20 protein-coding genes are annotated in these 21,958 nt (G+C 48.2%); 16 read left to right on the top strand and 4 right to left on the bottom strand.

What is annotated here, in order from left to right:
• Positions 1-3: 3 nt before the first annotated feature.
• The 8 genes from ABD796_RS06000 to ABD796_RS05965 all read left to right on the top strand — a co-directional run bounded on the left by ABD796_RS06000 (position 4) and on the right by ABD796_RS05965 (position 8,454).
• A complete protein-coding gene (locus tag ABD796_RS06000) occupies positions 4-630 on the top strand; it encodes a sugar transferase (protein WP_344906263.1) in 627 nt (208 codons plus the stop codon).
• The gene (locus tag ABD796_RS05995; RefSeq protein WP_344904472.1) at positions 627-1,307 is read left to right on the top strand and encodes an acetyltransferase; all 681 of its coding nucleotides are present in this window, start codon (positions 627-629) and stop codon (positions 1,305-1,307) included. Before ABD796_RS06000 ends, ABD796_RS05995 begins: the two co-directional genes overlap by 4 nt.
• Positions 1,308-1,323: 16 nt before the next feature.
• On the top strand, positions 1,324-2,490 hold the full coding sequence (locus tag ABD796_RS05990) for a DegT/DnrJ/EryC1/StrS family aminotransferase (protein ID WP_344904471.1): 1,167 nt from the start codon (positions 1,324-1,326) through the stop codon (positions 2,488-2,490).
• A gap of 186 nt (positions 2,491-2,676) precedes the next feature.
• Positions 2,677-3,570 (top strand): UTP--glucose-1-phosphate uridylyltransferase GalU, encoded by an 894-nt coding sequence (gene galU, locus ABD796_RS05985; protein ID WP_344904469.1) that lies wholly within the window; start codon positions 2,677-2,679, stop codon positions 3,568-3,570.
• Positions 3,571-3,637: 67 nt separating this feature from the next.
• Positions 3,638-4,285, top strand: a complete 648-nt coding sequence (locus ABD796_RS05980; protein WP_344904468.1) for a sugar transferase — start codon at positions 3,638-3,640, stop codon at positions 4,283-4,285.
• Positions 4,272-5,057, top strand: coding sequence for a formyl transferase (locus ABD796_RS05975; RefSeq protein WP_344904465.1), 786 nt, complete (start codon positions 4,272-4,274; stop codon positions 5,055-5,057). Before ABD796_RS05980 ends, ABD796_RS05975 begins: the two co-directional genes overlap by 14 nt.
• 19 nt (positions 5,058-5,076) lie before the next feature.
• A complete protein-coding gene (locus ABD796_RS05970) occupies positions 5,077-6,174 on the top strand; it encodes a lipid II:glycine glycyltransferase FemX (RefSeq protein WP_344904463.1) in 1,098 nt (365 codons plus the stop codon).
• A 108-nt stretch (positions 6,175-6,282) separates the two neighbouring features.
• Positions 6,283-8,454 carry a glycosyl hydrolase family 28-related protein gene (locus ABD796_RS05965; RefSeq protein ID WP_344904461.1) on the top strand — a complete coding sequence of 724 codons (2,172 nt, stop codon included), beginning with the start codon at positions 6,283-6,285 and terminating at the stop codon, positions 8,452-8,454.
• 45 nt (positions 8,455-8,499) lie between these two features.
• Here ABD796_RS05965 and ABD796_RS05960 read toward each other — a convergent pair whose 3' ends face one another.
• A complete protein-coding gene (locus tag ABD796_RS05960; RefSeq protein WP_344904458.1) occupies positions 8,500-10,098 on the bottom strand; it encodes a glycosyl hydrolase family 28-related protein in 1,599 nt (532 codons plus the stop codon).
• A 109-nt stretch (positions 10,099-10,207) separates the two neighbouring features.
• Here ABD796_RS05960 and ABD796_RS05955 point away from each other — a divergent pair, with 109 nt between their 5' ends.
• The 3 genes from ABD796_RS05955 to ABD796_RS05945 all read left to right on the top strand — a co-directional run bounded on the left by ABD796_RS05955 (position 10,208) and on the right by ABD796_RS05945 (position 14,295).
• Complete coding sequence (locus ABD796_RS05955) at positions 10,208-11,044, top strand: Calx-beta domain-containing protein (RefSeq protein ID WP_344904455.1); 837 nt, start codon at positions 10,208-10,210, stop codon at positions 11,042-11,044.
• Between the two features lie 96 nt (positions 11,045-11,140).
• The gene (locus tag ABD796_RS05950) at positions 11,141-12,247 is read left to right on the top strand and encodes an acyltransferase family protein (RefSeq protein WP_344904453.1); all 1,107 of its coding nucleotides are present in this window, start codon (positions 11,141-11,143) and stop codon (positions 12,245-12,247) included.
• A 377-nt stretch (positions 12,248-12,624) separates the two neighbouring features.
• Entirely contained in the window at positions 12,625-14,295 is a 1,671-nt protein-coding gene (locus ABD796_RS05945; RefSeq protein ID WP_344904450.1) for a hypothetical protein, read from the top strand.
• Between the two features lie 89 nt (positions 14,296-14,384).
• Here ABD796_RS05945 and mtnA read toward each other — a convergent pair whose 3' ends face one another.
• Positions 14,385-15,479, bottom strand: coding sequence for an S-methyl-5-thioribose-1-phosphate isomerase (gene mtnA, locus ABD796_RS05940; RefSeq protein WP_344904447.1), 1,095 nt, complete (start codon positions 15,477-15,479; stop codon positions 14,385-14,387).
• 45 nt (positions 15,480-15,524) lie between these two features.
• Positions 15,525-16,733 carry an S-methyl-5-thioribose kinase gene (gene mtnK / locus ABD796_RS05935; RefSeq protein ID WP_344904443.1) on the bottom strand — a complete coding sequence of 403 codons (1,209 nt, stop codon included), beginning with the start codon at positions 16,731-16,733 and terminating at the stop codon, positions 15,525-15,527.
• 239 nt (positions 16,734-16,972) lie between these two features.
• Between mtnK and ABD796_RS05930 the strand changes: the two genes are divergently transcribed.
• The gene (locus ABD796_RS05930; protein ID WP_344904440.1) at positions 16,973-17,425 is read left to right on the top strand and encodes a Dps family protein; all 453 of its coding nucleotides are present in this window, start codon (positions 16,973-16,975) and stop codon (positions 17,423-17,425) included.
• 85 nt (positions 17,426-17,510) lie between these two features.
• Here the strand turns inward: ABD796_RS05930 and ABD796_RS05925 are convergent, their stop codons facing one another.
• Positions 17,511-17,669 (bottom strand): asparagine synthase, encoded by a 159-nt coding sequence (locus ABD796_RS05925; RefSeq protein ID WP_344904437.1) that lies wholly within the window; start codon positions 17,667-17,669, stop codon positions 17,511-17,513.
• A gap of 148 nt (positions 17,670-17,817) precedes the next feature.
• On the opposite strand from ABD796_RS05925, the gene ABD796_RS05920 reads away from it, so the two are divergent.
• The 4 genes from ABD796_RS05920 to ABD796_RS05905 all read left to right on the top strand — a co-directional run bounded on the left by ABD796_RS05920 (position 17,818) and on the right by ABD796_RS05905 (position 21,925).
• Positions 17,818-18,390, top strand: a complete 573-nt coding sequence (locus ABD796_RS05920) for a DUF1802 family protein (protein WP_344904434.1) — start codon at positions 17,818-17,820, stop codon at positions 18,388-18,390.
• Between the two features lie 208 nt (positions 18,391-18,598).
• A complete protein-coding gene (gene sufC, locus ABD796_RS05915) occupies positions 18,599-19,384 on the top strand; it encodes a Fe-S cluster assembly ATPase SufC (protein WP_344904431.1) in 786 nt (261 codons plus the stop codon).
• Between the two features lie 19 nt (positions 19,385-19,403).
• Positions 19,404-20,699, top strand: coding sequence for a Fe-S cluster assembly protein SufD (sufD, locus tag ABD796_RS05910; RefSeq protein ID WP_344904428.1), 1,296 nt, complete (start codon positions 19,404-19,406; stop codon positions 20,697-20,699).
• A complete protein-coding gene (locus tag ABD796_RS05905; RefSeq protein WP_344904425.1) occupies positions 20,699-21,925 on the top strand; it encodes a cysteine desulfurase in 1,227 nt (408 codons plus the stop codon). The genes sufD and ABD796_RS05905 overlap by 1 nt, the downstream gene beginning before the upstream one ends.
• The last annotated feature ends 33 nt before the right edge of the window (positions 21,926-21,958 follow it).

Genomic DNA, 21,958 nt, shown 5'->3' with positions numbered 1-21,958 from the left:
GTGATGGGCATTATGAGAATAAAGCGTTTTTTAGATTTCACCATAGCATTAATTGCGTTTCTAGTGTTGCTGCCTCTCATTGGTATCACAGCACTGCTGGTTCGAATAAAGTTGGGTTCACCGATTTTGTTTAAACAGCTTCGACCAGGATGGAGAATGCAGCCGTTTCAAATTTATAAGTTCCGTACGATGGCCGATTTATACGACGTGCATGGGGAGCTTCTTCCTGCTGAAAAACGTCTTACTCCATTCGGTTCATTTTTGAGACGGTATAGTCTCGACGAGCTGCCCCAACTGCTTAATGTGATCAAAGGCGAGCTAAGCTTGGTTGGTCCGAGACCCTTGTTGATGAAATATGTGAGTCTATACAGTCCTGAACAGGCTCGACGTCACGAAGTTCGTCCAGGAATTACGGGATGGGCTCAGGTTAATGGTAGAAATAGTTTATCCTGGGAACAAAAGTTTTCACTGGATGTTTGGTATGTGGATAACAGGACCCTCTGGTTGGACTTTCTCATTATATGGAGAACGGTTCTAAAATTAATTCGCCCGGAGGGGATCAACCATTCCGGCTCTGTAACGATGCCTGAATTTCAAGGAAACTCTCAAAAGCAGGCGGTCAAACAGTGAAGACAAAAACCAAAAATAAAATTGTTATTATTGGCGCAGGGGGATTGGGAAAAGGAATCGCCCAATTGATCAATGATTTGAACAAAGTTGAGGATGTTTGGGAACTGGTCGGCTTTCTGGATGACGACCCCAGCTTGCGAGGGAAAATGGTCAACAATTACCCTATCCTTGGAAAAATGGATCTTTTGGCCGATCGGTCGTTTCAGGATGTTTATGTCATGAGTGCGATTGGTGATTCTTCCGGACGTATTCAAGTTTTACGTAAGGCGTTGGAGATAAACCATAATTTGCGTTTTCCTAGTTTGATCCATCCTACAGCAATTGTTGGGGAAGAAACGGAGATCGGTGAAGGTACATCCGTTGGTGCCTATGCGATTGTCGAACCTAGTAATCGAATTGGTTCGCATGTATTGGTTCATTATGGGACAACGATTGGCCACGATTGCGTAATCGAAGATTTTGCAACCGTGCTACCCGGAACGAACGTCTCGGGTTTTGTAAAGCTTTGTTACGGAACGTATTTGGGGACGAACGTTTCCGTACTGCCCGGCGTGGAAGTAGGAACGGGTACGATTGTAGGTGCAGGAGCGACAGTCATCCATTCGCTTCCTGCCAACTGCACGGCAGTAGGTGTCCCCGCCAAACTGATTAAGTTTCACGATGAAGTGTTCTCGTAAGGGAGGATAAAGAGAAATGGCAGTGTCGGAAAGAAAGAAAATTTACTTATCATCTCCGCATCTGGGAGATGTGGAGATGAAATATGTTCAGGACGCCTTCGCGACGAATTGGATTGCTCCTCTCGGTCCGCATGTAGAAGGATTCGAACGGGAGGTTGAACGATATGTAGGAGCTCGAGCAGCTGTCGCATTAAGCTCTGGAACGGCTGCTCTGCACCTTGCGCTCCGTTACTTGAATGCAGGCCCTGGACATACTGTTTTTTGTTCCACGCTAACCTTCGTCGCCAGCGCCAATCCAATTCTCTATGTAGGAGCGAAGCCAGTATTTATCGATTCCGAGCCCGATACATGGAACATGTCCCCAACTGCTTTGGAACGGGCGCTACAGGAAGCGAAATCTCGAGGAAACCTGCCTAAAGCCGTTATTGTTGTTCACTTGTACGGTCAAAGTGCCGACATGGATCCAATCGTGGAATTATGTGAAACCTACGGCGTACCATTAATTGAGGATGCTGCAGAATCGATTGGTGCCACTTACAAGGGCCGGTCTAGCGGCACGTTTGGTCATTTCGGGCTGTTTTCATTTAATGGCAATAAAATCATCACTACGTCGGGCGGAGGGATGCTCGTTTCTGACAAGGTTGAAGCGATCGATAAAATTCGATATTGGGCCACTCAGGCAAGAGACCCCGCCAGGCATTATCAGCATAGCGAAATCGGCTATAATTATCGCCTCAGTAATATACTGGCAGCCATAGGAAGAGGGCAGTTAGTTGTGTTGAACGATCGAATAGAGGCAAGACGGAGTATATTTGACTCTTACCATCAAAGATTCGGAAAGGTTCCAGGAATAACGTTTATGCCAGAGCTTCCCGAAAGTCGTGGAAACCGTTGGTTAACGGCCTTCACGATAGATCCCGAGGTTGCCGGGGTAACTGCTTCTGATTTGATGGAGCGGCTTGAGCAGGACAATATAGAAGCTAGGCCGATATGGAAGCCCATGCATCTACAACCGCTTTTTCAAGGCTGCACATACTATCCGCACAATGAGGTAGAAAGCATATCGGATCGCCTGTTTGAGAGTGGTATATGTTTGCCGTCGGGTTCTAATATGACCGATGAGGACTTGGACAGGGTTGTTCACGTCATTGAGAAATGCTTAAAAAAGGTCACACTCATATGAATACAGTTGAATGTTCACCCGAGCTGAGGGGGTTGTCTCGTGATTTAACCTTCTTTATTGCCAGCACGTATAAAAGATGGGAGCATGATACATCTGTGCAATGTTATATCGAAGAACTGAAACATATCCTTTTAAGACATATTATCAACGACCAGGATCGGAATTTTCGCGAAGGGGAACCGTTAAATGAAAGTGAGAAAAGCAATCATACCGGCTGCGGGACTCGGAACGAGATTTCTCCCTGCTACGAAGGCACAGCCTAAAGAAATGTTGCCGATCGTGGATAAGCCTGCTATTCAATATATAGTTGAGGAAGCGATCGCGTCCGGAATTGAGGACATTATCATTATTAGTGGCCGTAACAAAAGGGCAATTGAAGACCACTTCGACATATCGTATGAATTAGAGGATGTACTGCGGACGAAGAAAAAATGGACTGACTTAAAGGATATACGAAACATTGCAGAAATGGCCAATATTCACTATATCCGTCAGAAGGAACCACTTGGTCTCGGACATGCAATCTGGTGCGCCAGAGCCTTTATCGGAAAAGAGCCTTTCGCGGTCCTGCTTGGGGACGATATCATTCAATCCGATACGCCTTGTCTCAAACAGTTGCTAGGTGTATACCATCGCTACGAGTCGTCAGTAGTTGGCGTTCAGAGTGTTTCAGAACAGGAGGTGTCCAAGTACGGGATAGTTGCTCCTTCTGCAGAGCACTTTGGCGACAATATCATAGGCGTTGAATCGTTTGTCGAAAAGCCTGCGGCTCAACAGGCCCCCTCCACTTTGGCGATCATGGGCAGGTATGTACTCAGACCAGAAGTATTTGATGTCTTGGAAACACAAGAGCCCGGAATGGGTGGTGAAATTCAATTAACGGATGCTCTTAAAGGATTGAACCGGGACCAGAAAGTACTTGCTTACCGGTTCGATGGAAAACGTTACGATGTTGGCGATAAGCTTGGTTTTATCAAGGCTACGATTGATTTCGCTTTACAGCGTAAAGAGCTTGTACGGGAGGTCCGACAATATTTGCACGAAGTACTAGATAAGGATATTTATGCTTTGAGAAATTAGAAACAAGTTCGGGCAGCTTACCATGGCGATGATAAAATCCATTAAAACTTTGGAGGGTACGTTTGTCGTGAAGAGATTATTTGACTTTACAGTATCCTTGCTTTTATTAATTGTTTTTTCTCCTCTCCTAGGAGTGATAGCCCTTTTTGTTCGTATGTATCTTGGTTCCCCAGTCTTGTTCAAACAATGCAGACCGGGGCTTCTGATGCGGCCATTTTATATTTGGAAATTCCGTACGATGACGGACAAACGGGATGAAAACGGCTGTCTTCTCAGCGATTCGGAGCGACTCACTTCATTCGGGGCGTTTCTTCGCAAAACAAGCCTCGATGAACTCCCCCAATTAATCAATGTGATTAAAGGGGAGATGAGTCTGGTCGGTCCAAGACCTCTGCTACTCAGATACTTGCCTTTTTTTACTGGAGTGGAAAAAAATCGTTTTCTCGTCAGACCGGGAATCACGGGTCTTGCCCAAATATCAGGGCGTAATCGGCTGACATGGGATGAGAGGCTGCATCTTGATGTTCAGTATGTCGAGCGACATTCTCTTCTGCTGGATTTGTCAATTATGTGGAAATCTATTACTCAAGTATTGAAACGCAACGGATTTGAGGAAGTGACAGAGAGGCAACTGCTGGATTTGGATGTCGAGAGAATGTCGATTCCGTCTTCGGCTGCTATATCGAGAGGAATGACCGTTAATGGAACAAGATAATATGAAGAAGTCTGTTATATTATTCGGTTCGATGGGGCCGGCAGTCAGCATTTTGGAATGGCTTTTGGAAAATCCGATTTTTGAAGTAAAGGGAGTCGTATGTAGTAAGGAAGCAATGTCGAAATGGCGAGAGAGCATCAATGACCGTGATATGCAGGAGATTGCTCCGACTCTGGGCGTTCCCATACTGAACTTAGAAGATGTCGTCCAGATGGAAGCGGATATTGGTTTGGCAATACGATTCCATTTGATATTGCGAAAACGTCACCTTAGTCGGTTCCGCCTTGGAGTCGTGAATTTGCATGGAGCTCCGCTGCCAGAACTTCGGGGAGTTATGGGAGATGCGATCGCTATCCTAGAGGGAAGGGCGGATTTCGGACCGACACTTCACTGGATGGATGAGGGTATCGACACAGGAGATATTTTGGCAGAGGATAAATTTCCTATTTCAGAAAATTATACTGTGTATGATTTGTTCCAAAAATGTAATGAGGCTGGGATTGAGCTCGTGAAATCTCGGTTTCAGGATATCGTGAATGGTAAGGTAGTAGGAGCTTCGCAAGAAAAGGTAGCTGCAGAGCGAAAAGTTGAAGCCAGGACGTTTACTCGAAAAAAAATGATGAGACGCAAACAAATTGACCTATCTTTAGGGCAGGAACAGTGGAGAAGAGTTGCTAAGGCTTTCCAATTTCCAGGACAAGAGCCTGCTTATATTGAAACGCCCGACGGTCGAATTTATTTAACCGTTGACGAACGATGGGGAAAACGATAATTCGAGGAGTATGAGAACAATGAGTTTCGAAATTCTAGCGATGGCAGATAAAGAGGCATGGGAACGATATATTCTTTTACTTCCGAACGCGGACGTTTACTTCACATGGGGGTATTGCAAAATATATGAAGATAATGGCGAAGGTTTGGCTCGAATGTTCGTATATTCAGATCAAGACGGAATCATCTGCTATCCATTTCTGCTCAGGAAAATCAATGATTTACCAATTATTAGGGGGATAGGGATTGAAGAAGACTGTTACGATATTTCCACGCCTTATGGGTACGGAGGGCCTCTTTCTAATGTCACCGATAGCACCGTTCGAAAGCGGTTGTTTGCTAGTTTTTCGGATGCATTTGGACAATATTGCAGGAGTAACAACATTGTTACCGAATTCGTAAGATTTCATCCGATAATAAAAAATTATCTTGACTATGAGGATGTAGGACCTGTTTTTCTACGGAATACGATTAGCATCGATCTTTTCGGTACAGATCAGGAAATTATGCAAAGGTTTAGTGGAGAGAACAGAAACCGTATTCGGAAAGCGAAGAAAGAAGGGCTTCAGTTTGTTTGTTCCGATGAGACAAATCTAGACCACTTTATAAGGCTTTACTATTCTACAATGGATAGAAATAACGCAAATTCGTACTATTACTTCAGCGATAATTTTTTCCTCAATACAGTTGAACTTTTGTCTGGACATGTCAAATTGTTCGAAGTGAGGCTTAATGATCAAGTCTTGGTTTCTTCTCTTTTCATGTACTATAACAAATACGCACACTATCATTTTATGGGAGCAAACAAGGAATATTTACGCTTAGCCCCGGTCAATTTGCTAATTAGTGAAGCAGCCATGTGGGCGAAGGAACAAGGTTGTCAATATTTGCATCTTGGAGGTGGATATATAGATAAAGATAGTTTGTATAGGTTTAAACGCACATTCAACGAAGAAACTGCACTCGATTATTATGTAGGCAAAAAAGTACATCGCGCGGACATATATAACGATATTTTGACGCGTTTATCCATCGATGCTAAGGCGGAATATTTTCCTGCATACCGGAATCCGTCGTTACAGCGCAGCCATCTTCTAAATACGACTACAGGAACTTAAGTAGTGCAGTTTTTAAATTTAATACGCTGTCAGCACTGTTCGACATTGTTTGACTAACAAGCTCATCCATGAGATAATCGATACATAATGTATCGGGAGATGGTTGTGATGAAGGAAGAAAAATCGAAAAGGATGAATCGAAGGAAAGCGTTGGTAACGTTAGGGGCAGCTGGTCTTGGTTTAATAGGGGCTTCATGGATAAAAAATCGTGAAATTCCGACTGCGGAAGCAGCAGAAAATATATCTGCAGCTACCCAAGCCGGTAATTCTGCGAACAGCGTGTACAACGTGAAGACATATGGAGCTTTTGGAGACGGCTTAAATAACGATGCGGCGGCAATAAATCAGGCAGTCCAAGCGGCCGTTGGGTCAGGCGGAGGAACTATTTACTTTCCGACTGGTACCTATCGTATTCGCTCGGGTTTGACATTCCCGGAAAGCGTTGATTTGGAGTTCGTTAACGGCGCAAGGTTGTTGGTTGATAGCGGCTTTAATTTATACGTTTATGGAGGTGTCAAGGCCGGCATATATCAAATTTTTGAAGGCGGAGGGCGAATTTTTGGGGAGTTTAATGTGCCCCAAGTATATCCTGAATGGTGGGGGGCGAAAGCCGGTAATAACGATTCGACAGCAATCAGTTCGGCACTAGAGGTTTTGGATCCTAAAGGTGGACGCATCGTATTCTCGAAAGGCACTTACCAAATAACCGGTACGGTTACGTTTCAGGGTAAAAACAATATTGTGTTAGAAGGTTTCGGATCGGTCTTGTCGTTCCAAAACGTATCGCTAGGCTTGGAAATCATCGGCTGTACGAATTTTAAAATGCAGGGAATGGAGCTAAATGGAAATTACAATTCCAACAATTTAGTCCGGTTTTCTGGATGCGATCAAGTCTTTATAGAGGATGTAAAGGTGAAAAATTGCCGAAGGGATGAGAATGTTGCAATCGTCCCACTGGTTTTTGTAGGAACAACTAATGTGCTCCTTGAAAAATGTCATGTTGAAAATATCGATTCGAAAGTTTCGAAAATTTCCAGAGGTGTCTATTTTAGTTCGGTGCTGGGTGGCAAAACGAGCCGTTACATTACGATCCGAAGATGCAAGTTTCAAAATATTACACCTATTGATGATGGTGACGCCATTCACTTTTTGCAGCAGGATAACGAAAATGGTGTAGTGGACGGTACAGTCGATGCTTTCATTCAAGATTGTCACTTTATCGATTGCGCAAAAAGAGGCGTAAAGGCACAGGCCAGCGGTGTAACGGTGCAGGATTGCAAATTTTATGATCTTAACTTTCAATATGAGCACTACACCGCGATAGCCCTACATTGTTCCAATAGTTCCGCTATAAGAAACACAGTTCGCTATAACACGTGCTTGATCGGTATTGGAGCAAATAATCATGAAAGTTTACCGCAAAAAAATATACAAATTGAAGAGAATATCATAGAAATCACTCGAACCGGGAATGTCAACCAGTATGGGATTTTGTTCGGAAGCGCATTATCCAGATGGCGCTGCGACAACGTTCGAATCAGAAACAACAAACTGCTTGGCGATAAACTGTTCTCTGCCATTCAATTCACTTATGGTAATGATGTTACGGTTGAAGGCAACGTTGCCCAGTCGATGGCGTGTGTAGTTGGCCAGCAGGACTCTAACTTTAAGGTTACTAATGCCAGCATTACCGGTAATCTTATGAAGAGTCTTCAGTTGGGTGTTCAACAGTCTATAGTAACGCAAAATGCGGTGAAAGGCGGTGGCAACGGCTTCGATCTATTGGCGGTTTGTACCAATTTAGAGCTGGCGAACAACTATATCGACACTTGCAAGGTAGGGGTAAACGTAAGAGCAGGAACGAATTCTGTACAAATAACTGCAAATCGTTTTGTCGGAAATCTTGAGTGGGATCTTCGGATTGATGGGGACAGTCATAAATTGCAAAGGAACGAAGGATTACAAAAGATATACTCTGTTTCTGGAAAACAGTATCAGTTTGATATTCGTTTGTCTGAAGGTGACACCGCACCAGTATCCGGTTTTTGGAGCACTGGGGATATATTCAACAATACAGCTCCAACCAGGTTGAGAAACATCGGATTCTGGAAGTGCGTTTCCGGTGGTTCGGGGGGGGTATGGATGGCTTTCGGCTGTGGGTACGGTACCAAGAACGAAAGAGATTCCATCAAATTAACCCGAAACGATGCGGGATATCAGTTCAAGTTGAATGACGGATCTGGTTCATTATTTATTTGGGATGGAACAAAATGGGTTTAATATTGATAAGGAAGATGCCGTATTCCAGCATCTTCCTCCCATAGATTACTGCGATATTGGACCGAATGGCTTCCAAACACCGGGTTCTCCTGCTGTCGTACATATCCAACCAACATACCCGCCAGGTTTGGGGAGGGTGTTGTAGGTTAGATCCCCGACAGACCAGGAGCCAGTTGTTGGAGGTGAGGCGCTTTCAGTGGTTTTATGGTTTCTGATAGCTATTTGACCGTTCTGTGGCGTAGTCAGTTTGGACAATCCAACATTTGAGAAGATCTGATGTCCCCATCCGCTAATCTGTGCATCCAAATTTATATTTTGATTAAACGTATTTTCGGAGATCTGGATATTGACTGTTTTATCTCTGACCATTAATCCAACGGTTTGATTGGTAATCAGGTTATTATTTACTTTCACATTATTGCATGGAGCGAGCATATCAAGACCGTAGGTATCCCCTCTCATCGTATTGAACGAAACATGGGAATCCCTTGCGGCGAGTGTGATTGTAGAGAACGTGTTATTTGATATTTTGGCGTTGATGACAGGATATATCGTATTTGTTTGACCGATCGTAATTCCTTTCTGCTCCGAAATGTTACCGTTTACTTGAAGATTGTTTCCATAAGTGTACTGTATAACTGTGTAATACTTATCGCCTATAAAGACATTATCCTTGATAATCACGTTATCACATCGCCATGTCGAGTTAGCGTATCCGAACAAGATACCGTACTGATTCTGCGAATCTACCGCAGAAATTTCAATAATATTTCCTTCTACAATAAAATTACTTTGAGGTTTGTCGTTGGAGTTGTTTACGGCAATGACGGATGTGCAGTAATTATATTTAATTCTATTTCCAATTGCGGAGCTGTTTGAGCAAAATAATGCAATTGCAGATAGGTGTTTGTATTTATAATTTTGATCGAAAAATTGGCAATTAATTACCTTGACACCCTTTGCTTGTGACTTGACTCCACGTTTAGCGCAATCTATAAATGTGCAATCGAAAATCAATGCGTCTGCTGTCCCATCAGTTACTCCGGCTAGGCCATCTTCCTGTAATAGTTGGATACCATCTGCATCGTCCACAGGGGTAATGTTCTGAATAATGCATTTGTGGACTTCTATATAACGGCATACTTTCCCAGTATCGTCATATGCAAAATAAATTCCTCGAGCCACTTTTGAAACTGGCGAATCGATATTGTAAATATGGCAAAATTCCACTGTAATAAAAGTCGTTCCGACAAATCTTAATCCAATAACAGGGTCTGAGCTACTTTTTCTACAATCACGAATAATCAAGTTAAGGACGTGGATATTGGAGCAAGTGTTAAATCGCACTAGATAGTTCGAACTGTAGTTTCCGTTGAATTCTAAATCACGAACTTCGATATGTGAACATTTATTAAACTCAAGTCCGGTCTCTACGTTTGAAAAACTGAGCATGGAATTTGCACCATAAATTGTCATACCGTTGCGATTGTTGACCCTCAGTGTTTGTGTAATTTTATAAATACCTTTTGGGATGTATATTTCAGAATAACCGCTGTTCAGTGCAGCTTGAATCGCGTTCGTGTCATCAGCCTTTCCATCGCCCTTGGCGCCGAAATCCAATACATTCCCAGCCCCGTTAGCCATAGATTTGACCTCCTTGTCTTTGATTAAACATACTGTGGTTGTACATTCCTAGCATATGCAATCAGTTTATGAGATGTGAATAATTAGACAGAGCAGGAGATGTAGAGATATGAGACGCTTTTTTTATGTTTTTGGATTAGTAATGCTTTTACATATCTTCATAAGTCAGTCTCTCATGGCTAGTGAAGGGACAAAGCAGAACACAGCTCCAAATCACAATGTGCCCTCCAATGCGTTTCAAGAAATGAAGGAGTCTGTCATAGGGTCTGTCTATGTAAATCAGTATGTAACTGGAGGCCCAAAGTGGTTTGTCAAAAATGTACAGGTTTATGAGGGTGCGAAATCCGCTAAATTAACACTCTTGCGGATGGATGCCAGCGTCATGCAAGCGGTATATTACACAACGGTTGATGACACTGCAATCGCTCCATTGGACTATGTTTCAAACACCGGCCAAGTCCTTTTTAATCCAGGAGAATGGGAAAAAATGATCGAAATTGCGATTGTTAACGATGCGGTGCTGGGAATGGAAAAGCAGTTTTGGGTTGTGCTATCCGACACTTCAGGTGATTTTTCTAGTATCACGGTGCGTGCATCGGTAGTAATCATGGACAACTCTCCGAGCAAAATACGACTTTTTCTACTAAAAGTCGATGACGAAAATTATGATGTATACGTAAACGTAAGGAATAGTAAAGGTATGCCACTTGTGAACCAAACGGTAATATTCAACACCACGATTGGAACTTTAGTATCCAGCGCGGTAACGGATGAATATGGAGAAGCCAACGTCCGATTGAACAGCAAAACGTCCGGCTCAGGAATCCTATCGGCAAGTCTATCTTCAGGGGTTACTGTTAAGTCAAACATATACTTTGATATAACCCCATTGAGTATTAACACTGGATCAACAGATTCAGAAGTGAAGTTAACAGATATACGTTAGGGTAATTATCACTAATATAGTCCCCGTCATTATTTACGTTCGTGTAATTACTTTTTTTTTTATGACTTATTGAGTTAAATAGTGGGGGCGTGATGCATGGAAAAGAAACTTATACCGGAGATGTTTGTACTCAGAAGCATCGCATGTCTGTGTCTAGTTTTCCGCAATAGTTTAAACCGCACCTTTCCGGAATCGAGTTTGCTCGGCAATTTTTTTGAGCTCTTGCTAACGTTCGGCACACCTGCGTTTATTTTTATATCCGAAATGATATTGGCTCATTCTTCACGGAACTCCGTGGACAAACAGTTCTGGTCCAAAAGAATTCAATTTATACTAGCTCCTTACTTCGTGTTCGGAGCTTTTTATGCATGCATGAAATCGGTCCAAGTATGGGCCGAGAGCCGGGAAGTAGAGGTTGGGACGTTATTTACGTTTTTGTGGAGGCATTGGCTGCTCGGAGATTATCACGGTTATTTTATACTGATTGTGTTTCAGTTCTACGCTCTGCACAAATATATGAAAAGTTTGGACAACAGGTATTCTCCTCAAGTGCTTTTGGGGGCTTCGCTTGTTATCAATGTCGCGTATTTGGCCATCTTCAATTTGGTTCCGTCCCCGGGCTCTGCCGTTCTGCACTATGTGTGGAGCAAAGCATACTGGATTCCTTTCCCGGGCTGGGCCTTTTATTTTGTTGTGGCCTACTATTGCGGCAGCCGCTATGAACTGTTTAAAAAGCTGCTGCTCAAATATGGCGGATGGACTTGGGCGGCCGTAAGCGTGACAGCGGTGGTATGCTGGATTGTCCTGCAGCAGGGATGGATCACAAGCGTGTCCTCTAAACGGATCGATATGATCTTCTTTGCATTGAGCGCTATGTTTTTCATTAGTTATTTGGTAATGCGGATCGGGAAAGTTTCTCTCGTATTTATGCATATCAGTCGTTATTCGTTCGGGATTTATTTGCTCCATCCTATGTTTCTGGCTTTCATGTTTGTTCCTTTGCAAATGTTTCCCTCGTTACGCAACAATTGGCTGACGGTAGTTGTTCTGTTTTTGGGAAGCATAGGTTGCTCGGTTTTGATGTCACTCATATTGAATAAAACCAAATGGGGCCCCTATATGATAGGGAAAGTAGGAGCTAGTGAGAAAGGTCGGGCCCAGTACGAGAAAATTCCGAATACCAAGAAAGTTGGCATAGGGTAAGAGAGTCGGAAAATCTATCACCGAAATGATACAAAATGGAACTTGATAGAAAATTTTTCTTGAAAAGATCCAAAATGTATCATATTATAAATATATACGTAGTGTATCATTGTTTTGGACAGTGTGATTCCTATACGGACAAGATGGAGTGAGTTTCAATGGCAGGCTTGCAAGTCCAATTAGACATTGCAGAAATTTTACACCAACTTGCTGTAGACTCCTGCAAAAAGTCTAGCATTATCACATCCGTCACATTACAAGAAAACAGGGACAAGCTTCTTGATCCGCCAAGCAAGACAGATTCATAGTTTTATGCAGTATATCCCAAGTGATGGAACATGGCTTGGGTTTAATTTTTTTTTTTTGGAGGTATCCTTATGCATCGCAAATTGTTCACCTGTCTAATGAGCTTCTTCTTTATAACGTTTCTGTTCAGCAATACTCTGTTTGCTCAATACCCGCCTGACACGACATTGAGTAAAATTGCCGTGCCTTCTGTTTCGATGCCTTCCTATCTTGGCTCCATAACGGACCCGACGTTCGGCACTACAATTACACGAATAGCCGATCAAACGGCATTCAGTACGGTAATGGGAGCAACCTATCAGTACAACCGGCATGGGTACGCCAAGGAACAGCCTTGGAATGCAGACGGATCTCTCATGTTTCTGAAGTATCCGCGATCGGGATCGCCGGGTATCATTGTGGATGGCAGCACGTATGAGATCAAGAAAACAATAAATTTGCCGTCAGGGGCCAAATGGTCGCACAGCGATCCCAACAAAATTTATGGGACTAGCGGCAAGTATTTTGTAAGCTCCGATACGGACGGGAATCGGGTATGGATTCGTAATTTCTCTGAATACGACTCTATTGATATCGGGTATGGAGAAGGGAACTTGTCAGACGACGATCGTTATGTCGTTTTTATTGCCCCCAAAACCGTAAGCGGTATTACGAACTACTTCTTGATTGTGTACGATGTGACGAACAATCTCATCGTATCGACGGCTAATATCGGCCTGATCGCACCGGATGCGGCAACCATTTCTCCCTCGGGCAATTATGTTTGTATTATTTGGGACGAGGACGATGGCGGCAGAAACACGGGCGTGGAAGTGTTCGATCGCAATCTCAATTTTCTGCGGCAGGTCGAAACAAGGTCGGAGCATGGCGACTTCGGCTATGATACAGCCGGTAATGAGGTATTTGTCATGTTAAGCACTAAACCAGGCGAGAGCGTTATTTCTTCTCGTCTCGACGGCGGCGGTAGAATGGAAATGTTGTCAGGAAAGGATGTTAACGGCGGACATCTTTCCATGCAGAATCATCTTCGTCCCGGATGGGCCTACATTAGCGATTACGAATCCGAATCCCCGACTTATTGGGGTCATGATGAAGTATTAGCAGTCAAGTTGGATGGAAGCGGAACTGTAGAGCGTTTTGCCCACCAGCATCATCAGGCTTCGAAAAGCATATACGCGGCACAACCACAGGCCGTGCCTAATCGCGACGGAACCAAGGTCGTGTTTGCCAGCGATTGGGATGGAGGCAACTCGGCTCCGGTATACAGCTATGTAGCGGAGAAGAAGACGGGAAACCAGGTCATGGTCATTACCTCGGAAGGGACCTCCGGCAGTTATGGAGGCAAGCAAGAAATTGTACTGAATAGGGCGGTAAACAGTTTAACGGTTTCCGGAAGAAGCAAAGCAAGCAGTGTAAGCGGGACGAAAGGATCTACGTACAGTATAAATGTGGATATTCAATATTCGGACGGCTCCACTCTTAATCAAACCGCAAACTTCAATACGGGAACTCATGGCTGGGAAACGACTCATGCCACGATATACCCGACGAAATCGATCTATAAAGTAACGGTATACGCTTATTTTAAAAACAAATCGGGAACGGTTTGGTTTGATGATCTGAGAGTCTCGGAGGATCATAAAGAGGCGAACTTGCTAGTAAACCCGGGCTTTGATTCCGGAACGTATCCGTTGGCCGACTGGGTGCCGTACGGGTCGGGATATGGTCTTGCGTTGGAATGAGCGACCCTTTCTGTTTGTTAAGAAACCCGCGTTTCTTGTGGAAACGTCGGGTTTCTTTTTTTGTTTCCAGTGTCTTCAATCTCAATCGTTCACCCGAACAGCTTCCGCAAATTTTCCTCATAGGGCGCCGTCACGACGCCTTTCTCCGTAATAATGGCCGTTACATATTCGTGAGGCGTGACGTCAAAAGCGGGGTTGAACACTTTGACTCCGACAGGTGCGGTCCGCTTGCCGAACCCTTCGGTAATTTCCTGCTCGTTCCGTTCTTCGATTGGAATTTCCGCGCCGGTTGGCGTCCCCAGGTCGATGGTGGACAGCGGACACGCTACGTAGAACGGGATGCCGTGGGCTTTGGCCAGCACGGCGACGCTGTAAGTGCCGATTTTGTTGGCGACGTCGCCATTGGCCGCAACCCGGTCGGTGCCGACGATTACCGCCTGCACCCATCCTTTGGCCATCACCATTCCCGCCATATTGTCGCAGATCAAGGTCACGTCGATCCCCGCCTGTTGCAGCTCGAAGGCGGTCAGCCGCGAGCCTTGCAGCACCGGACGCGTTTCGTCGGCGAATACTTTGACGTTCCAGCCCCGCTCCTTGGCCAAATACAGCGGCGCCAGCGCCGTCCCGTACTTGGCCGTGGCGAGCCCGCCCGCGTTGCAGTGCGTCAGGACGCCCATTTCGTCGGCCAATAAGCCGAGCGCATGCTCGCCGATCAGCCGGCACGTTTCTTCATCCTCCGCGCGAATGAGCATCGCCTCCTGCAGCATCGCCGCCTTCAGCTCCTCCGCCGTAACTCCGCTCCGGACCGCGACCGCTTCCGCACGTGCTTTCATCCGGTCGAGCGCCCAGAACAGATTAACGGCCGTCGGGCGCGATGTGGCCAAGTAGTCGGCTTTGCGGACGATCTCGTCCAATACGTGCCGGACGTCGCCCTCCGCGCCGCTCACGCCCAAGTAGACGCCGAAGGCGGCCGCTATACCGATCGCGGGGGCGCCGCGCACCTTCAGGTGCCGAATGGCCTCCCACACGTCCTCGGCCGTCGTAAGCGGCAAATACACGATCTGCTCCGGAAGCAGCCGCTGGTCGAGCAGGCTGAGATGGTCGCCGGCCCATTGAACCGATTGCAGCGGCTCCTTGGCCGCGCCTTCCGACTGCGGGGCAGCCGGATTGGTGGAGTTGTTCATACGATTAGATATTCCTTTCTATAGGAAAATGGCCGATCTTGCATGTCAGATAACCGATTTCTCCGCAAGCTCGATCAGTTCGTCGATGGAAGCCGCCTGCCGATGCGACTTGATCAAGGATTTGCCGATAGTCAGAGCAAGCCGTTGGGCACGTTCCTTCGCCGCTGCGTCGGGGATCGTATCGATGTCGGCGACGTGGGCCAGTCCGACGATGCGGCGCACCATTTTGCAGCCGGCGTAGCCGAACGTATCTCGCAGCAGCTGTTCGACGTAAATATCCTGGAACGCCTTTGTGCCGGAAATGCGGTCGACGTTCGCTTCGTCCCACAGCTCGCGGAACTGCCGCTCGAAGGTCGTCCAGACGTCCTTGATCGTCTGCAGCAAATAGGCGCGGTATTCGTTCCGGCTCTCGCCCTCTTCGTTCCAGCCTTCCTGACCGGCGTAGTTAAGCAGCAGATTGGCCAGTACGGCGCCGATATCGAAGCCCATCGGACCGTAATAGGCGAACTCGGGATCGATGACCTTCGTCGACTGCTCGGTAACGAAGATGCTGCCCGTATGCAAGTCGCCGTGCAGCAAAGCCTGACCGTTCGTCAGAAAACCGTGGCGCAAGCGGGCTACCTCGAGATGAAGCTCCTTATCGTTCCACAATTGCTCGGCTTCGTCGCGGATCGCCGCGTCGAAGCTGTTGGTGTCGGCGTCCGTGTACGGGTGATCGAAGATGAGATCCTCGGTTATTTTGCACAGATCGGGGTTGATGAACCGCTTCTGCCGCTCCTTCTTGTCCTGCTGGTTCATGCCGAGATCCGACGTGAAGAACAGCGTGCGGGCCAAGAAACGTCCGATGTGGCCGGCAAACAGCGGATACGTGCGGCGCTCGATCAAGCCCTTGCGCATAATGATATGGTCGCTCAAGTCCTCCATGACCGTCAAAGCGAGCTCGGGCTCGTAACGGTACACCTGAGGGACGAGGTCCGGGCACAGCTCTCCCTCGATGCGCAGCGCTTCGCTTTCGATTCTCGCCCGGTCCAGCGACAGCGGCCACGATTCGCCCACCACTTTGGCGTAAGGAAGCGCCTGCTTCAGAATAATGCTCGCTCCCGAAGAAGGATCGGAGATATGGAACACCAGGTTCAGGTTGCCGTCCCCGATCTCGCGGGACGTTAAGACTGCGTCGGGCCGGAACAAGCCCGGGATCGTTTTGGCGAATTCGATCGCTTCCGGTTCCGTAAGCGGGTGGTACTGCTGCGTCATAAAGCACCTCCGTTATTTGCTACAACTTATTCTCTTAGTATAAGGCAAAACGATGCCCGGCGAAATACCTAGTTGACCAACCTGAAAAGTGTATATTTATTTTTACTTCATCTTAATATGTATTCCTGCACATAACGCAACCGGCGAACAGCCACAATAAACGGGCGAACGTTTCAAAGAAGTCCCAGGCGTTTAAGTAGAAACCATAGCGCACATGAATTCCAAGGAGGAATGGACCGATGGCAGCCGCAACCGATACGAAAACTGTAGTGGAAACGCTCAACAGGCAAATTGCCAACTGGGGCGTGCTGTACGTAAAAATTCACAACTACCACTGGTTCGTGAAAGGCAGCAATTTCTTTACGCTGCACGAGAAATTCGAAGAGCTGTATAACGAGGCGGACAAATGGTTCGACGAGCTGGCCGAGCGCGTGCTGGCGATCAAAGGCAAGCCCGTCGCCACGATGAAGGATATGCTGGCCCAAGCATCCGTGAAGGAAGCGAGCGGCAACGAGAGCGCCGACCAGATGGTAAAGGGAATCGTGAACGATTTCCGGATGATGATCGGCGAAATCGCCAGCGCCATCGAGAATGCCGAGAAGTCCGGGGACCATACGTCGGCGGATATGCTGACCGGGGTGCAGCAATCGCTGGAAAAGCACGTCTGGATGCTCGATGCGCTGCTGGGCTAAAGAACCGGGCTTCGTTTAGCGAAGGGAAAATGTGGACAAAAAAGGAAGAGAGGCTTCGAGCCCTCTTCCTTTTTGCTGATGCGGCTTACCTGCGGTGTTCGATTAAATCGATGGCACCCAAAACGATATGGGCGAGTCCGAAGCCGACAATGCCGATTCCCACTGCCGGGTATTTCCGGCCGAGGGCCACGCCGGAGGCTGTAACCGCCGTCCCGAGTACGGTCGGCACCAATCCTTCTCTCATGCGGTTCACCTTCTTTCGCGACAGAGTGCTTGCCTAAGCGAACAACCTTTATTAGATTCGACGGTTTACGGGGAATTATGCGCCCTCCGGTTTGCTTTGTTTTCCCTTTCAATCGTATAATGAAGGGTGATGGAGGTGCTTCGTGTACATGAGCATAGAACCAATCGCGCTTAAGGAATGGGCCGCTGCTATCCGCGCCTTGTCGGAGGGACGGCAAACCGTGCTGCTGCGCAAAGGGGGCATTGTCGAGGAGACGAGGGAATTCCGGCTGGAAAGCCCATCGTTCTGGCTGTATCCAACCTACGAGCATCAGAAGCGGGAGTTGTTCAAGGAAGAGGAGAAGTTTCTTCTGGACGAGTCCCTGTTAGGGTGGAGCCCGGAGATGACGCATGCGGGCATTACGTGCTACGCCGAAGTGGCCGCGGATATCGAGGTGACCAGCCAGGAGCAGCTCGATCGCATTCGCGATTTCCACGTATGGACCGACGAATTTGCCGAGGAACGGCTTAGGTGGAAGCGTCAGAAGCCGCTTCATGTGCTGATTCTGAGGGTGTACAAGCTGGACGATCCGGCGAGCGTGCGGATACTCGACGCCTATTCGGGCTGCAAATCGTGGATTCGCATCGAGGACGAGCTTCCGGACGGAGCCAGGACGCCGGTTTTGGACGACGAGGAGTTCGAACGGATCAGCGGAAATATTCGGCATTTACTTACTTTTTAAACAAAAATGTTGGGAAAATTCCGGATTGCCCTTTATTGATTTACCCGCAACGTTTATAATAAGATTAATTGTTGAGAATCAATGAGAATCATGTTATACGAATTTCAACTTCGTATTGACCATTAGGTTATAATGATTCCAATATAGTTATCACTCATTGCCGCGATTTTTTGCAGCTGGGAAACGAATATGTCGGAGGGAAGCATACATGTCAAACGTACCTAAGTTTACTATTGACGGTCTGAGAGCGTCGATCGAGGACAAAGAAATTTTGAAGGGCATCCAGCTTGAAATGAACGGCGGGGAAGTTCACGCGATTATGGGTCCGAACGGAACCGGTAAAAGCACGCTCGCATCCGCATTAATGGGCCATCCGAAGTACGAAGTCACCGACGGCTCGGTCACGATCGACGGCGAAGACGTGCTGGAGATGGGCGTCGACGAGCGCGCACGCGCCGGGCTGTTTCTGGCCATGCAATATCCGAGCGAAATTCCCGGCGTCACGAACGCCGACTTCCTGCGCAGCGCGATTAACGCAAGACGCGAGGAAGGCAACGAAATTTCGCTGATCAAGTTTATCCGTCAAATGGAAAAGAAAATGAAAGAACTTGATATGAATCCGGAGTTTGCGCACCGGTATTTGAACGAAGGCTTCTCCGGCGGCGAGAAGAAGCGGAACGAAATTTTGCAAATGATGCTGCTCGAGCCGAAATTCGTTATCCTGGACGAAATCGACTCCGGTCTCGACATCGATGCGCTGAAGATCGTGGCTGCGGGCGTCAACGCTATGCGCAGCGAGGAAAGAGGCTTCCTGATCATTACCCACTACCAGCGTTTGCTGAACTACGTCAAGCCGGATTTCGTGCACGTCATGATGCAAGGCCGCATCGTCAAATCGGGCGGTCCGGAGCTGGCTGAGAAGCTGGAAGCGGAAGGCTACGACTGGATCAAGGAAGAGCTTGGCATCGTGGACGAGACGGTCGGACAAAACTAATACGCTTGGAGGAATATGAATGAGCTCGCAAACCTTTCTTCCAATCGACCGCAATTCCGTAGCTGAGTTGTCCAAAAGCCGGAACGAGCCTTCCTGGTTGACCGATCTCCGCTTGCAAGCTTTGGAATTGGCAGGATCGTTGGAACTGCCCAAATTGGAAAAGACGAGAATCGACCGTTGGAACCTCGACGGATACGGAACCTATAAAGCGCCGGTCGCGCTGGAAAGCCTGGATCAGCTGCCCGAGGCGGCCCGGACCTTGCTTGGCGAAACGACCGACAATCTGATCGTGCACCGCAACTCCGGGGTGGTATGGTCCCACCTGTCGGAGGAGCTGGCGAAGCAGGGCGTCATCTTCATGGATCTGGAGACGGCGGCGCGGGAGCATTCCGAGCTGGTGCAAAGCTATCTGATGACGGCCGTCAAGCCGGACGAACATCGTCTTGCCGCGCTTCATGCGGCTTTGTGGAACGGTGGCGTATTCCTGTACGTGCCGAAGGACGTTCAAGTCGAGCTGCCGCTGCAGGCGATCTTCTTCTCCGACGACGGAGAGGCGACGTTCGCTCCGCACGTGCTCATCGTAGCCGAATCGAACAGCTCGGTCGTCTATGTCGACAACTATTTGTCGGAGGACGGACGGGAGCTTCTGCATAACGGCATCGTGGAAGTAATCGCCAAGCCGGGCTCGCGCGTCCAGTTCGCAACGGTGCAAAATCTCGGCAAAGGCTCGACCGCCTTCACGTACCGCCGCGCAATCATCGACAACGACGCCCGCATAGAATGGATCGTAGGGGAACTGAACAGCGGCAATGCGGTAGCCGATACCGATTCCGTATTGAAGGGCAACGGGTCCAGCTCCGACGCCAAGATCATTTCCGTCGGCACGCACGACCAGAAGCTGAACCTGACGACCCGCGCGACTCACTTCGGCCGGAACACGCCGAGCGATATGATTACGCGCGCCGTCATGAAGGACGAAGCGACGGCGATCATCAACGGAATTACGAAGATCGAGAAGCGGGCGACCGGAGCCAACGGCCAGCAAACCGAACGGGTGCTGATGCTCAGCCCGAAAGCTCGCGGCGACGCCAACCCGATCCTGCTGATCGACGAGGACGACGTTAAGGCCGGCCATGCCGCCAGCGTAGGCCAGGTCAATCCCGAGCATATGCATTATTTGATGTCGCGCGGCATTACCCGGGACGAAGCCCACAAGCTGGTCGTTTACGGCTTCCTCGCCCCGGTTATCAATGAAATTCCGTTGGAAAACGTTCAGAAGCAGCTTCAGTCGCTCGTCGAAAGGAAACTCGTATAATGAGCAGCCTAGGAGCCGACATTCGCGAACAGTTTCCGATTCTTCATCAGGAAGTAAACGGTCACCCGCTCGTCTATCTGGATAGCGGCGCGAGCTCCCAGAAGCCGATTGCGGTCATCGAAGCGATTAAATATTATTACGAGCACGACCATGCCAATGTGCACCGGGGCGTGCATACGCTCGGCTCCCGCGCCACCGACGCCTACGAGGAGGCACGCGACAAGGTCGCCGCCTTCCTGAACGCGAAGCGCCGCGAGGAGATCGTCTTTACCCGGGGCACGACGACGGCCATCAACTTGGTGGCTTCGAGCTACGCCCGTTCCGTGTGCGGTGAAGGCGACGAAATCGTCCTTACCCCGATGGAGCATCACAGCAATCTCATTCCGTGGCAGCAAGTCGCCAAAGCGACGGGCGCCACGCTGAAATATATACCGCTGCAGCAGGACGGCACGATCTCGCTGTCCGATGTGGAGGCTACGGTTACCGACCGGACCAAGATCGTTGCCATGACGTACGTATCCAACGTGCTCGGCGTCACGAATCCGATCCGCGAAGTCGCCGCAATCGCCCATCGGCACGGGGCCCGGATGGTTGTAGACGGAGCGCAAAGCACCCCCCACCTGAAAGTGGATGTGCAAGAGCTGGATTGCGATTTCTATGCCTTCTCCGGTCACAAGATGTGTGGTCCGACCGGAATCGGCGCGCTTTACGGCAAGATGGAGCTACTGGAGAAGATGGAGCCGATCGAGTTTGGCGGCGAGATGATCGACCGTGTCGATTTGTTCGAGTCCACCTTCAAGGACCCGCCCGAACGGTTCGAGGGCGGTACGCCGATCATCGCCGGAGCGGTGGGGCTCGGCGCGGCGATCGATTTCCTGAACGGCATAGGAATGGACCGCATCCGCGCTCATGACGCTCATCTGACCCAGCTCGCTTACGAGCAGCTTTCCGAGATCGAAGGGCTCACGATTTACGGGCCGCGCGACCGGACCGGACTTGTCACCTTCAATATGAAGGACATTCACGCCCACGACGTAGCTACCGTTATCGACCAGGAGGGCATCGCCATCCGGGCAGGCCATCATTGCTGCCAGCCGCTGATGAAGTGGCTGAACGTGAACGCGACCGCCCGCGCCAGCTTCTACTTGTACAACACCGAGGACGACGTGGCAAAGCTAGTAACGGCGCTGCGCAATACGGAACGTTTCTTCAACAGCATCGGGTAATGTGCCGACCTACACTGGCACGATTCTCATCAA

Origin of the sequence: Paenibacillus hodogayensis (assembly GCF_039536325.1) — a bacterium.
GTDB classification, from domain to species: Bacteria; Bacillota; Bacilli; order Paenibacillales; family NBRC-103111; genus Paenibacillus_AB; species Paenibacillus_AB hodogayensis.
Note: the sequence above shows the minus strand (reverse complement) of the source record. Positions and strands in the feature narration are given on the sequence as shown.